This window comes from Salinibacterium sp. NSLL17 (assembly GCF_015864935.1).
Lineage (GTDB): Bacteria > Actinomycetota > Actinomycetes > Actinomycetales > Microbacteriaceae > Rhodoglobus.
In genome coordinates this window covers 1,259,257-1,271,758 of sequence record NZ_JADYWH010000001.1, presented here as the reverse complement: position 1 = coordinate 1,271,758, position 12,502 = coordinate 1,259,257, and the positions used below count along the sequence as shown (strand labels likewise).

The following is a 12,502-nucleotide window of genomic DNA, read 5'->3' as shown; positions in this document are numbered from 1 at the left end:
CCACCCGCGGAAGTATTTTGAGGCCGCGTGCGTTACTAGAGGCATGAACAAGCGAATTGTCGCGGTCATTGTTGCTCTTGCCGTCGTTGTTATTGCAGCAGTCTGGATCGTCTCAGCCCAGAACTCGAACGGCTCTAGCGAGTCGCCAGCCGCTGACAGCGCAGCTCAAAGTTCGGAGAGCTCAAGCGACTCCGGCGCCGAGACCGACGACGCTGTTGCCATCGAGAACGATGGCGGCGGTGACTACGTCGACTACAGCCCCTCGGCCATTGCGGATGCCGATGGTCGCGTCATCCTGTTCTTCCACGCCACGTGGTGCCCCCAGTGCGTCTCGGCCGATGGCGACATCAAGGCGTCGGGTGTTCCCTCTGGAATCACGATCGTGAAGGTCGACTACGACACCAACCAGGATCTACGTGCCGAATACGGCGTTACCCAGCAGACCACGTTCGTTGAGGTCGATGCCAACGGCGAGAAAGTGCAAGACAACTTTGTGGCGTACGCCGACCCTTCGTTGAACGCCGTTCTCACCGCCCTCGGTTAAGCCCCGATGCTTAGCCTGATTCTGCTCTCGTTTGTGGCGGGAGTTCTGACGGTTGCTGCGCCCTGCGTGCTGCCGCTGTTGCCGGTCATCGTGGGTGGCTCGATCGCGCGCACCAGTAGCGATTCGACCGTGGCCGAACGCCAATGGTTCCGGCCCGTCGTTATCGCGACAAGCTTGGCCGGTTCAGTGATTATCTTTACGCTGCTGCTCAAGGCCACGACGGCACTGTTGGGGATCCCCCAACTGGTCTGGCAGATTGTTGCCGGCGGCATCCTCATCATCTTCGGCCTCACGCTGGTATTCCCTGCGCTCTGGGAGCGCTTTATGCTCGCCACGGGCATCCAAAACCGGGCGAACGCTGTCATGAACCGCTCGTATTCGCGCGGCGGCCTTGGCGGAGATGTGATGCTCGGTGCAGCGCTCGGCCCGACCTTCAGCAGCTGCTCCCCCACCTATGCGCTCATCTTGGCCACCGTCTTGCCTGTCTCGTTTGCCGAGGGACTGCTCTACATCGTCGTATACGCCATCGGCCTCGCCGTCGCGCTCCTCATGATCGCGTTTCTCGGTCAGGCATTCGCTCGCAAACTCGGCTGGCTCGCCAACCCCAACGGTGTCTTCAAGCGCGTGATCGGCATCATTCTGTTGGTGGTTGGTCTCGCGGTCATCCTGGGCCTCGACAAGCAGTTCCAGAGCTACGTGCTCGAGCAGGGCTGGTACGACCCGATTCAACGGTTCGAAGAGAGCATTACCGGCTAGTCGCTCGGAGAGTAGGCTTCGGTGACCGTTATCGACCGGAGGTTGTCATGGTTCCCGAAATTAACTACATCGCCGTCATCCTGGCGACGATCTCGAGCATGATCGTCGGCACCATCTGGTATTCCCCGCGCGTATTTGGCAACTACTGGATGAAGGCAGCCAACGTCACCCCCAGCGGCAACACTGCGGATGCCGTTCGACCCATTGTGGTCACCGTCATCGTGAGTTTCTTCACGGCTTGGATTCTTGCCGGCGCCGCGTTCATCGCCTCTGACTTTTACGGCGGAAGCTTCTTTCTCAACACGGTCTTGACCAGCATCGTGTTGTGGGGCGGATTCACCGCGGCCCGCTTCATTACTCATGACCAGTTCGATGGGCGCCCCAACGGCCTCACCGTGTTGAACGTGAGCCACGAGTTCGTGACGATTGTGGTTATGGCCATCATCATCGGCGTGTGGCCCGCCTAACTGCGCTCTGGCGCTGCAGCGGCCCCCACGCGCGCTGCAGTTCGTTAGATGAGCTGGATCGACACCTGCACCGTGTCACCGAGCTCTAGACCCTCAGCGCGGCGCACAGCGGCCTTCACTGGAAGGAAGAAGCTGTCTTCCACGCTGCTGTTGGGAAAGATCGACGTCGTCCACGTGGTTGCACCAATAGTGACCTCTACCGCGACGGCACCGAACCCCCGCGGCGGTGACGGGATCTCTTTAACGTCGGCCCCGACATCCGGTGGCACCTGCACAAAGTACACGCTGGGCTTTGACGACCACGGGGTGATCTCAGACGTGAACTCGAACTCGGGCTTCATGCTTTGAGCGTACTCGCCAGTCTGCAGTCGCGACGTTGGCGAGATGCAGACGAGCTACTGCTCGACGGACTTCACAAAGGCGACCGTCGAGTCGAATGCAGAGCGAGCATCCTCAAAATCAAGGTGGAACTGGTACTCGTGCGGCAACTGCGCGGAGTGATTGTCCGCGTAAAACACGCGTGTGGTGTCGACCCCGAGAGTGTCGAGGGCGTCAGCGAAGGCCACCGACTGCGACGGGGTGAGCGGATCAGCGTTGCCGCCAGAGATCCACGTGCTCGGAAAGTCAGCAGTGACATCGTCAATGACCGACATCTCGTCGCCACCGGGCTGATCAGACCAGTCCTTGTCGCCGATATACGCCCATAACGCGATGCGGAAACCCCAGCCGCCAAGCCCCGGAGCATTGGGGATGCCGCTGACGTCGTAAATGCCGCAATTGAGGATGACCCCGCTCAGTTGGTCAGCGCTCAGGGTTGGCGTGAGCCCGAGCGTCGTCGCATAGCTGGGGTTCGTGATGGCGGTGGCGAGTTGGGCACTGAGCTGCGAACCAGCAGAGTCTCCCGCGAACACGATGTTGTCGGGATCGATCTGCAGGCGCACAGCATTGTCGACGAGATAGCCCATCGCGTCGTTCAGCTGAGTGAGCGCCGTGGGGTAGATCGCATCGGGCGCCACCGTGTAGTTCACCGCGACAACAGTGAATCCCTCGGCGGCCAGATTGCGGGCGTAGGGGGTGATGTTCGACTTGTCGCCCGAGATCCAGGCGCCGCCATGAATCCAGACGACGGTGGTGAGGGGGCCGGATGACGCAGCCGGAGAATAGACATCGAGCGAGGTTTCCGCGCCCGCATCGCCGTACACCTCATCCAGCGTCGCGGTGAGGGGAACAGTGGTGGCGTGGCCTTCCATCTCGGCGACAACCTTGGAGGCATCGGCCTCGAACATCGCCCGGATGAGCAGTGCTGCGGGCCAGGGGCTCAGCGTCCAGACGAGAGCAGCAGCAATACCGAGAGACAAAGCGACTAAGCCGATCTGACTCGAGCGACGTTTAATCCAGGGACGTGGCTCGGTTGTGCGGCTCATCTCTCCAGCGTAGGGGGCGTGCTGAAGCTGGCGGCGCGAAACGGTCTACCCCGTTCGGGGCGGGATTGTGCGGTTGTGCTGGCTGGCAGTGCGGGCTTTAACCGGCACGGGAGTTAAAAAACTCGACCGGTAGCCTGAGCTACCGGTCGAGCATGTCAGAGGGCATCATCATGGGGTGCCCTTAGCCTTTGACCACCTGAGTGGTGATTGAGGTGGGGTTCGCGAACAGGTCGAGTACGGGGCAGTGGGCGTCGACTGCGTCACGCAACTCGTCGTAACGTTCCTGCGACTCTGGACCGGTGATGGTCGCGAAGAGACGGATGGCGCCGAAGCCGTTGCGCACGTTCTCGTCGATTCCGAAGAGGCCGCGAACATCGAGGTCACCCTCAGCCTTGACCGAGATGTCATCTACTTGGATGTCGAGCGCCTGAGCGTAGAGACGGAAGACGACTACCTGACAGGCGATCAGCGCGCCAAGAGCAATCTCAACGGGGCTGGCGGCAACATCATCCCCGGCGAGTCCCTCGGGCTCGTCGATGTGGAAGACATGCTTTCCTGCCTTGAGTACGGTGCCGACAGAGCCGACCCCCTTGCCGGTGACGGCGTACGTGAGTTCGGCTGCGGCCGGTTTGGCGGCAATTCGCGAGTTCCAGGCAGCGCCGGCAGCGGTGAGTCGGGCTGCACGGTCGGCAGCAAGATCAATGGTCGTGGTTTCATTCGTGAGAAGTGTCATGCGGCGACGGTAATCGCAATCCACGGCGGTCGCGAGAGCACGCCGTAACAGACCGAAACAGTGCTTAACAAAGAGATTTATTACGTGCGAACTCGCAGCGCGACCGGCACCGAAGCGATTGCCACTACCGTCGCCAAACCGAGTGCGGCTACGAAGCCCGCCCCGTCCACGAGCCCACCGACGGCAGCGAAGACGAGACCGCTAAAGGCGATCGCAATGGCGCCACCAGCGGCATCCGAGATCGAGAGCGCAGCACTATTGAAACCTTGGTCTCGAGCGCTGGAATGACTGAGCACGAGGGTCGAGAGCCGCGGAAAGGTGATGCCCATTCCGGCGCCAGCGACGAGCCAGCCGATCGCGGCGACCCACAACGAGAGCATGAAATACGCGGTGATGAACTGGGTGGCGATGCCGAAGCTGAGCAAGAGTGCACCCGCGACCACCACGCGCCCATGAGAAACAGATTCCGGAAGGCGGCCCTGCAACGCTGAGCCCACCGCCCACGAGACCGCGCCGACGGTCAGGATGAGACCGGCCGCCCAGGCGGGCAGACCGTAACGTTCGTTCAGCAGGTACGGCAGATAAACCTCGGTCGAGAAGAAGGCAGCAGCGAAGAAGCCGCGTAACACGATCGTGGCGGGCAGCCCGCGCCGGAAGCTCAACGAACCTGTCGGCAGCAATGGCCGCAGCGCAATGATGACGATCACGAACGCTCCCCCGGCCAGCGGCCACGCGAGCGCCCCGTCGCGTTCACCACCGAGGCTGATGCCCATCACCGCCAACGCCGCAACGATCGCCCACACCACAGCGCGGCCGCCCGACGACTTCTCTGCGGGCACCACCGGCTGACTCATCAGAATGCGAATCGCAGGCAGAATCGCAGATGCCGCCGCCAGCACCAGAAACACGACACCAAAGAACACCCAGTGCCAACTGATCTGCTCAGCAACGACTCCCGCAAGAGGTGGGCCGATCAACGAGGGCAACACCCACGCGGAAGCGAAGAGCCCAAAGATTTTCGGATGCAGCGCCGCCGGATACAACCGGGCGACAACCACATAGAGCGAAACGATAAGGGCTCCGGAGCCGAGGCCCTGCAGAAAGCGGCCGGCGATGAAAATGCCCATCGTTCCGGCGAAGCCTGCCGCCAGCAGCCCCAGGGTGAAAACCACCATTGCGGCGATCAACGGCTTGGCTGGCCCCGTGCGATCAGACCATTGACCGGCAAGCACCATTCCGATCACGCTCGCTGCCAGCGTGCTGGAAAACGCGACCGAATAGAGCGCTTGGCCATTCAGATCACGACTGATCGTCGGCATGATCGTAGTAACCGCGAGCGTTTCAAAAGCGCCCAAGAAGATCAGGGCGAACGCCCCGATCGTTGTCCATCGCAGGTGCGCAGAAAAAATGCTCGTGGGTACAGAAATGGGCCCAGTTGTTGCGCCCACGGGGATGTTGCGTGTCATGGTGTTGAGCTCTTCAGTAGTACGAAGCTACTGCAGACGGAACGGATGGTTCCTCGTCGGTGCGGCGGATAATCACGCGCTCACACTGGCGGCTGCGGTGCCATTCCAGTGTATGCCGCCCGCGCTCCAAATCAAACAAATTTGACTAAGTTTGAATGCGGGCGCGACTGCGCGTGCGGCTAAGAAATCTCGACGACCGTGCCCTGCCCCAACTCGTCAGCATCGGCATCCGTGACAACCGCAAAAACACCGGTTGGGATGCCGGGAAGGTTCGCCACACGATTGGCCACACCGGTGAGCGTCGACTCGTCGGCACCCGTGATCACAATGACGTACGCGTCGTTGAACACGTCGCCCTCTTCGACAACGAAAATCTCGCCGCCCTCTTCGAGCTCGTTCGTGAATTCCACGAGCGATTCGATCCACGGGAACCGCGACTCGCCCTCGGCCGCATTGGCGTCGGGGGTAAGCGGTACGTGGATTTCGACAACGAGTTCAGCAGAATCAGACATGACCACAACGGTACTGCCTGCGGCCGACAAGCGCTGCTCGCGTTATTCGGCGGAAGCGCGCTCCAAGACAAGTTCACGCACGCGAGCGGCGTCAGCCTGACCCTTCATTGCCTTCATGACTGCGCCGATAACTGCGCCGGCCGCCTGAACCTTGCCATCGCGAATCTTCGCAAGAACATCAGGCTGAGCGGCAAGCGCCTCATCGATCGCCGCAATGAGCGGGCCGTCATCCGAGACCAGCTTGAGTCCACGACTCTCGACAACCTCGGCAGGTGTACCCTCGCCAGCAATGACACCCTCGAGAACCTGGCGGGCCAGACTGTCGTTGAGAACACCATCGTTGATGAGGGTCACGAGCGCCGCGACATCCGCGGGGGTAATCAACGAGCTGGGGTCTGCACTCTGGATGTTGGCCAGTCGAGCAATCTCGCCTGTCCACCACTTGCGAGCCTGAGCCGCCGTCGTGCCAGCCTCGATAGTCGCTTCGATTTCGCTGAAGAGGCCCGCGTTATTAACATCGCGGAACTCAAGATCGGTGAAGCCCCAGGCCGCCTGAAGTCGACGACGACGCTCTGCCGGAGGCTCAGGAAGTGCCGCGCGCAGCTCTTCGATCAATGCGAGCGACGGCTCAACCGGTAGAAGGTCAGGCTCCGGGAAGTAACGGTAGTCATCAGCATCGCTCTTCGGGCGACCAGCGCTCGTGACGCCGGTGTCTTCGTGCCAGTGGCGCGTCTCCTGAGTGATCGTGCCACCCTTCTGAAGAATGGCCGCCTGACGCTGGATTTCGTAACGAACCGCGCGCTCGACGCTGCGCATCGAGTTCACGTTCTTGGTTTCGGTGCGCGTTCCGAGCTTTCCGGAGCCGCGCGGGCTCAACGAAATGTTCGCGTCACAGCGCAAGTTGCCGCGCTCCATGCGGGCTTCAGAGATACCGAGCGAACGAACGATGTCACGAATAGCCGAAACGTAGGCCTTGCCGACCTCGGGAGCATCCGCTTCGGTGCCCGTGATCATGTGCGTGACGATCTCGACGAGGGGAACGCCAGCACGGTTGTAGTCGACGAGCGAATACTCGGCACCCTGGATGCGACCAGTGGCGCCACCCACGTGCGTGAGCTTGCCGGCGTCTTCTTCCATGTGCGCGCGCTCGATCGGAATCGTGATCGTGCGACCGCTCTCGAGCTCAATGTCGACAGAACCCTCGAACGCGATCGGCTCATCGAACTGGCTGATCTGGTAGTTCTTCGCCAGGTCGGGGTAGAAATAGTTTTTGCGGGCAAAACGCGAACTCGGTGCAATCTGGCAGCCGAGCGCAAGGCCGAGAGAGATCGAATACTTGATCGCCTCTTCGTTGACGACAGGCAAGCTGCCGGGCAAGCCGAGATCCACCGGAGTGATCATGGTGTTCGGTTCGCCGTGCTCAGCACCGGATGCTGCCGGGTTCGGAGCATCCGAGAACATCTTGGTCTGGGTATTCAACTCGACGTGCACCTCGAAACCGAGCGTCGGCTCAAATAGTTCGAGTGCTTTGTCGTAGTCCATCAATTCAGCTTTAGCCACCCGATGATTGTACGTGGCGCAGCGGCACCGTATCGGTACCCGGTTCGAGCGGCGCGGATGCTGGCGCCAAAATTGGTTCATCGTCGTCGCTCGGAATAGCTTCAGCCTCAATCGTGAAGTCGCTGAACTCCTCGGATTTCTCGGAGCGAACGAAGGCGATTCCCGCCAAAATGAGTGCTCCCCCGATGAACTGCATGATCGACAGGTTCTCGCCGATCAGCAACCACGCGTAGATCGCTGCCGTCACGACCTCGAGCAATCCGACGAAAGACGCGAGGCGGGAACCGAGCATTTCGCTCGCCATAATGCTCGTCGAATACGCGATACCGGTCGCGACGATACCCACGATGAGCAGCGGAACCCACCACGGAGCCACAATGCCCAGCACCGTGACATCCACCATTGGCATATCGAACGGCACAATGCCGACGAGGCCGACAAGCCCGAGAATGATGCCTCCGATGAGCAACCCGGCCGAGGCAAGAGCCACCGCCGGAAGGCCTTCGCTCGTGCGCGCAGCAACGACGTAATACACGGCGGCGCCGATAGCAGCGCAGGCGCCGAACATGATTCCGAGTGGATCAAGGGCCCCGGAACCCTCTGGGGAGACCACGAGGATGAGCCCGCCGAGGGCGACGACGGAACCGATGAGCACAACGGCCTTAGGCGTGCGCCGCGACGTGACCCACGAAAAGGCAACCAGCAGCAACGGCGCCATGTATTCGAGAAGAATCGCGATGCCGACCGGGATGCGTTCGATCGCCGCAAAGTAGACCAACTGGGTTCCTGAAACGCCAATGATGGCCATCAGGAGGATGCGACTGCGCGCGTACCACAGGGCGATCCAGCGACCTTTGAGCGCCAGGATCGCGAACGGGGCGAGCACTGCGCCACCGATAAGCACGCGAAGCGTTACGGCGGCGGCTGGGCTCCACCCGGCTTCGAGGACTGGTTTTACGAGCGCTCCGGAGAGCCCAAAACTAGCGGCGGCAACAAGGGCAATAAGCAAACCGAGAGTTGTGGATGAGCGTTTCATGGGCGACTACTTTGAACGAGATTGACGAGTATTTCTGCTGACGCTAGTCTCGAAACAAATAAGGAGTCAAATTGCATTTTGCCCCTGACACCGTGGAGAGTCTCGAGTTTGCCGTTCTGCTCGGAAATACGCACAAACTCGCGAGCAGATCGGGCGCCGACGAGCTCTCGACGGCCGATCACGTGCACGCTCTCATCATGCAGTTCCGGTTCAGCGGGCGCATCGACCGCGACAACAACGAAGTCGTCGAAGTGCGCGCCGTTCGCGACCGCATCCGTGAGGTCTGGAAGTTGACCCGCGACGATGCCGCTGTCGAAATCAACGCGATGCTCGCCGAAGCAAAGGCGCTGCCCTTCCTAGCGCGGCACGGCGACTTTGATTGGCACCTGCACGCCAACGACCCCGAAGCACCCCTCGCCGAGCGCATTCAGGCCGAAGTGGGCCTTGCGCTCGTCGACGTTGTGCGCTCCGACGCCATGTGGCGCTTACGACGCTGCCAAGCCCCCGATTGCGAAGGCCTCATGGCCGATCTGTCTCGCAACGGCTCACGCCGGTTCTGCAGCATCCGTTGTGGAAACCGGATGAATCAAATCGCCTACCGCGAGCGGCAAGCCGCAGGCAACTAGCCGAGCGACGGAACCTGACTCGGCAGGGTATGACCCCACTGCTGCTCAAGCAAGCGCTCAAGTGTCGCGCCAACTTCGTAGAGTCGAGCATCGCCGCGAGCCGGAGCCATGATCTGGAAACCGGTCGGCAGACCATCCTCAGGAGCGAGCCCCATCGGGAGCCCCATGCCTGGGATGCCGGCAAGGTTCGCCGGAATGGTCGTCACATCGTTGAGGTACATCGCCATCGGGTCTTCGAGCTTCTCACCGAGCTTGAACGCGGTGGTGGGCGCTGAGGGCGAGACGAGAACGTCAGCCTTCTCGAAGGCCGCAGCGAAGTCGCGCTGGATGAGTGTGCGAACCTTCTGTGCACTGCCGTAGTACGCGTCGTAGTAACCAGCGCTGAGGGCATAGGTACCGAGGATGATGCGGCGCTTGACCTCGGCGCCGAAACCGGCCTCGCGAGTTGCTGCCATCACGTCTTCGACGGTTCCGCCACCCTCGGGCGTGACGCGGAGGCCGAAGCGCACCGAGTCAAACTTGGCGAGGTTGCTCGACGCCTCGGCGGGGAGGATGAGGTAGTACGCCTCAACGGCGTACTCAAAGTGCGGAGCATCCACTTCAACGATCTCGGCACCGAAATCAGTGAGCAACTGCAGTGCTTCGTGGAAGCGCTGCGAGACGCCCGATTGGAAGCCGGGGCTGTCGAGCTGCTTGATGACACCAACACGAACGCCCTTGAGGCTTTCGGCAGCAGCACCGGCACGCGCGGCGGCAGCAAACGACGGCCACTGCTCGTTGAGCGACGTGGAGTCGCGCGGGTCCCAGCCACCAATGACATCGTGAAGCAACGCCGAATCGAGAACGGTGCGCGAGACGGGGCCGACCTGGTCGAGCGACGAAGCCAACGCGATCGCGCCGTAGCGCGATACTCCGCCGTAGGTGGGCTTGACGCCAACAGAACCCGTCACGGATGCCGGCTGGCGGATCGATCCACCCGTGTCAGAACCGAGGGCAAGCGGAGCCTCAAACGCAGACACTGCCGCGGCCGAACCACCACCGGAACCACCAGGGATCCGGTCGAGATCCCACGGGTTATGAGTCGGACCATATGCCGAGTGCTCGGTCGACGAGCCCATGGCGAACTCATCCATGTTGGTCTTGCCGAGCGGAATCAGGCCAGCCGCACGCAACTTCGCAACGGGTGTTGCGTCGTAGGGCGGAACCCAGCCTTCAAGAATTTTGGACCCAGCAGTGGTGGGCATATCGATTGTGCACAGCACGTCTTTGACGGCAACGGGCACACCGGCGAGTTCGCCAAGCGACTCCCCTGCCGCGCGACGCTCGTCGATGCGCTTGGCATTGGCCAGAGCATCCGCCGACACGTGCAAGAACGCGTGGACCTTGTCATCGACGGCAGCGATGCGGTCGAGATGCGCCTGGGTAGCTTCAACCGACGACACATCGCCCGAGCTCAGCTTTGCTGCCAAGTCGGATGCCGACATGCGGGTGAGGTCGTTCAGATCTGCCATTACTGCTCTTCTCCCAGAATCGCGCTAACCGCAAAACGTGAACCATCGTGCTCGGGTGCTCCGGCCAGGGCCTGCTCTGTGGTGAGCGTGACGCCGGGAACATCGGCACGGAAAACATTGCTCAGCGGAATCGGGTGGCTTGTTGCGGGAACATCGTCGGTAGCGACCTCGCTGACCTTGGCCACAGAATCGACAATTGCGCCGAGCTCGCCAGTGAGCTTCTCGATTTCGTCAGCGGTGAGGGCGATACGGGCGAGCGAGGCGAGGTGCGAAACAACCTCGCTGGTGATCGCACCAGGATTGGTGTCAGTCATGGAGCTCCGAAGATGGGAAACAGACAGGGAACCGTATAAGTGTATTCGGCTTAGCGCGAGGCGAGGAGCGACAAGGCTCTAATCAGCTCTGATCGTGAGCCGTTGAGCCGATTGCCCGCGCTACGCCGGAAGCGTCTTCGGGAATGACTAGGTCACCGCGACCGATACACATCAACGCAAAATTACGCATCGCTTCAGAGCCGGGAGTGAAGTACTCGTTGTGGCCAACAGAGCCAGCCAGTTCTTGCTTCTGCAGCACATCGAAGCCGCCATTCACGCCGAGAGAATGAGCGCCGAACGTTGCCGTGCCTGGGTCGGCCCCGAAGTAGGAGCTGTTGGGAATCGGATCCCACGCGGCCTCGCCGACAAACACGTTGCCATCGCGCACATTCAAATCAGCGACGGACTCTGCGGGGCTTCCGGGCGAACCCACCATTGCTAAGGCATCAATATCGAAGTCATATTCCGACAACGCCATCATCGCCGCCGTCGTTCCGTACGAGTGTGCGACTACCGAGATGTAGGGCTGATCGGCACCACGTTGCGCCTGCAAACCGAGAATGGCGTTCGCCAGAGTGTCACGCCCCTGTACGGCGTTATCGATCGCCCCCACATTGGTGAGGTTAGGGGTGTCGTAGCCAATCCACGCCACGGTGGCGACCGTTTCGTTGCTCGTGAAGACCGACTGAGAATCAAAGAGCTCAAGCCACGCCTGTTGCTCGGTGTACAGAGTGTTGGCGGCATCCGCCCAAAACGACATCTGCCCCTCAATGGTGAAGAACATGCCCGGCACCAAGAAACTCACGTAGTCGGCGTCGTTCAGGTCGCCAAGCACAATGGCAGCCCGACCCTGCCCCGTGACATCCAAGGTGACCAGAGTGCGTTCGGGGTTAGAACTATCAAAGACCAGAGCCTCCGAGATGGAGGACAACATGCTGAGTTGTTGACGTGCGCTCTGCTGCACGGCACGACCGGCATCCGAATTCGCGACCGAATTGAGCTCGGCGATTGTCTCGTCAAGCACCGTGCGATTGCTGACATCGCGAATCGTGTACGGCACGCCCTCAAGGTTGCCGAGGAGTTGGGGGCTCGCTACTTCTAACGCTTCTTGGCGGTCAATCGCGAGGTCGCCCCACCAGAGAGCCACTTCTTGCGCGGGCGGCTGCGCTGAAAGGATCTGTTCCACGGCGCCCGGGCGGGCTGCAAGATACTCCGCAATGCCGCTAGTGGGAATGCTCGCGAGGGCTGTCAGAGTACGACCGCTGAACGTGGATGTTCCTACCGCCGAGCCGCTCAGCACCCCAGTGGTGTCGACGACGGGACCCACAAAGGGGGCCGGTGCATCGCTGGTGACAATCGAGCTGAAGTGCACTTCGGGCACGCCAGAGACCTCGGTGGCGGGTAAGCCGACGACCGAGGTAGCTAGAACGAATGCAATTTCAATCAGCAACGACGGGTATTCCCCTCAGGAACATTGACCATGTGCCATCCCCGCACACGAACACGTTCAGGCAATCCTAAGGCAATCGCGCCCTGTTCGGGGGTAAACCAAA

The 12,502-nt window shown here is 61.2% G+C and carries 14 protein-coding genes; 4 read left to right on the top strand and 10 right to left on the bottom strand.

Annotated elements, in window-relative coordinates; translation table 11 throughout:
• Positions 1–43: 43 nt before the first annotated feature.
• The 3 genes from I6E51_RS06185 to I6E51_RS06175 are packed head-to-tail and all read left to right on the top strand — an operon-like array spanning position 44 to position 1,767.
• Entirely contained in the window at positions 44–544 is a 501-nt protein-coding gene (locus I6E51_RS06185; RefSeq protein WP_197109725.1) for a thioredoxin family protein, read from the top strand.
• 6 nt (positions 545–550) lie between these two features.
• Positions 551–1,300, top strand: a complete 750-nt coding sequence (locus I6E51_RS06180; RefSeq protein WP_197106007.1) for a cytochrome c biogenesis CcdA family protein — start codon at positions 551–553, stop codon at positions 1,298–1,300.
• 47 nt (positions 1,301–1,347) lie between these two features.
• A complete protein-coding gene (locus I6E51_RS06175; RefSeq protein WP_197109724.1) occupies positions 1,348–1,767 on the top strand; it encodes a DUF1761 domain-containing protein in 420 nt (139 codons plus the stop codon).
• A 44-nt stretch (positions 1,768–1,811) separates the two neighbouring features.
• Here the strand turns inward: I6E51_RS06175 and I6E51_RS06170 are convergent, their stop codons facing one another.
• The 7 genes from I6E51_RS06170 to I6E51_RS06140 all read right to left on the bottom strand — a co-directional run bounded on the left by I6E51_RS06170 (position 1,812) and on the right by I6E51_RS06140 (position 8,498).
• A complete protein-coding gene (locus I6E51_RS06170; protein ID WP_197109723.1) occupies positions 1,812–2,108 on the bottom strand; it encodes a DUF1905 domain-containing protein in 297 nt (98 codons plus the stop codon).
• A 54-nt stretch (positions 2,109–2,162) separates the two neighbouring features.
• On the bottom strand, positions 2,163–3,191 hold the full coding sequence (locus I6E51_RS06165) for an alpha/beta hydrolase (protein ID WP_197106010.1): 1,029 nt from the start codon (positions 3,189–3,191) through the stop codon (positions 2,163–2,165).
• Positions 3,192–3,372: 181 nt separating this feature from the next.
• Entirely contained in the window at positions 3,373–3,924 is a 552-nt protein-coding gene (locus I6E51_RS06160; protein WP_197106011.1) for an OsmC family protein, read from the bottom strand.
• A gap of 80 nt (positions 3,925–4,004) precedes the next feature.
• Positions 4,005–5,390 (bottom strand): MFS transporter, encoded by a 1,386-nt coding sequence (locus I6E51_RS06155; RefSeq protein WP_197109722.1) that lies wholly within the window; start codon positions 5,388–5,390, stop codon positions 4,005–4,007.
• Between the two features lie 179 nt (positions 5,391–5,569).
• Positions 5,570–5,902: a glutamyl-tRNA amidotransferase gene (locus I6E51_RS06150; protein WP_231599668.1), complete on the bottom strand. Its 333-nt coding sequence runs from the start codon at positions 5,900–5,902 to the stop codon at positions 5,570–5,572.
• 42 nt (positions 5,903–5,944) lie between these two features.
• A complete protein-coding gene (gene gatB, locus I6E51_RS06145) occupies positions 5,945–7,462 on the bottom strand; it encodes an Asp-tRNA(Asn)/Glu-tRNA(Gln) amidotransferase subunit GatB (RefSeq protein WP_197106014.1) in 1,518 nt (505 codons plus the stop codon).
• Positions 7,455–8,498 carry a DMT family transporter gene (locus tag I6E51_RS06140; protein WP_197106015.1) on the bottom strand — a complete coding sequence of 348 codons (1,044 nt, stop codon included), beginning with the start codon at positions 8,496–8,498 and terminating at the stop codon, positions 7,455–7,457. Before I6E51_RS06140 ends, gatB begins: the two co-directional genes overlap by 8 nt.
• A 71-nt stretch (positions 8,499–8,569) precedes the next feature.
• Between I6E51_RS06140 and I6E51_RS06135 the strand changes: the two genes are divergently transcribed.
• On the top strand, positions 8,570–9,124 hold the full coding sequence (locus I6E51_RS06135) for a CGNR zinc finger domain-containing protein (protein ID WP_197106016.1): 555 nt from the start codon (positions 8,570–8,572) through the stop codon (positions 9,122–9,124).
• Here the strand turns inward: I6E51_RS06135 and gatA are convergent.
• The 3 genes from gatA to I6E51_RS06120 all read right to left on the bottom strand — a co-directional run bounded on the left by gatA (position 9,121) and on the right by I6E51_RS06120 (position 12,399).
• Complete coding sequence (gene gatA, locus I6E51_RS06130) at positions 9,121–10,635, bottom strand: Asp-tRNA(Asn)/Glu-tRNA(Gln) amidotransferase subunit GatA (protein WP_231599667.1); 1,515 nt, start codon at positions 10,633–10,635, stop codon at positions 9,121–9,123. The genes I6E51_RS06135 and gatA overlap by 4 nt on opposite strands.
• A complete protein-coding gene (gene gatC, locus I6E51_RS06125; protein ID WP_197106017.1) occupies positions 10,635–10,949 on the bottom strand; it encodes an Asp-tRNA(Asn)/Glu-tRNA(Gln) amidotransferase subunit GatC in 315 nt (104 codons plus the stop codon). The genes gatA and gatC overlap by 1 nt, the downstream gene beginning before the upstream one ends.
• A gap of 82 nt (positions 10,950–11,031) precedes the next feature.
• Positions 11,032–12,399: an alpha/beta hydrolase gene (locus I6E51_RS06120; RefSeq protein ID WP_197109721.1), complete on the bottom strand. Its 1,368-nt coding sequence runs from the start codon at positions 12,397–12,399 to the stop codon at positions 11,032–11,034.
• Positions 12,400–12,502 lie beyond the last annotated feature (103 nt).

Bases quoted from the DNA above. Each gene is read 5' to 3' on its own strand.
- I6E51_RS06160 (WP_197106011.1), bottom strand. From the start codon at position 3,924: ATGACACTTCTCACGAATGAAACCACGACCATTGATCTTGCTGCCGAC.
- I6E51_RS06165 (WP_197106010.1), bottom strand. From the start codon at position 3,191: ATGAGCCGCACAACCGAGCCACGTCCCTGGATTAAACGTCGCTCGAGT.
- I6E51_RS06140 (WP_197106015.1), bottom strand. From the start codon at position 8,498: ATGAAACGCTCATCCACAACTCTCGGTTTGCTTATTGCCCTTGTTGCC.
- I6E51_RS06170 (WP_197109723.1), bottom strand. From the start codon at position 2,108: ATGAAGCCCGAGTTCGAGTTCACGTCTGAGATCACCCCGTGGTCGTCA.
- I6E51_RS06180 (WP_197106007.1), top strand. From the start codon at position 551: ATGCTTAGCCTGATTCTGCTCTCGTTTGTGGCGGGAGTTCTGACGGTT.
- I6E51_RS06150 (WP_231599668.1), bottom strand. From the start codon at position 5,902: ATGTCTGATTCTGCTGAACTCGTTGTCGAAATCCACGTACCGCTTACC.
- gatC (WP_197106017.1), bottom strand. From the start codon at position 10,949: ATGACTGACACCAATCCTGGTGCGATCACCAGCGAGGTTGTTTCGCAC.
- I6E51_RS06175 (WP_197109724.1), top strand. From the start codon at position 1,348: ATGGTTCCCGAAATTAACTACATCGCCGTCATCCTGGCGACGATCTCG.
- I6E51_RS06155 (WP_197109722.1), bottom strand. From the start codon at position 5,390: ATGACACGCAACATCCCCGTGGGCGCAACAACTGGGCCCATTTCTGTA.
- I6E51_RS06185 (WP_197109725.1), top strand. From the start codon at position 44: ATGAACAAGCGAATTGTCGCGGTCATTGTTGCTCTTGCCGTCGTTGTT.
- gatA (WP_231599667.1), bottom strand. From the start codon at position 10,635: ATGGCAGATCTGAACGACCTCACCCGCATGTCGGCATCCGACTTGGCA.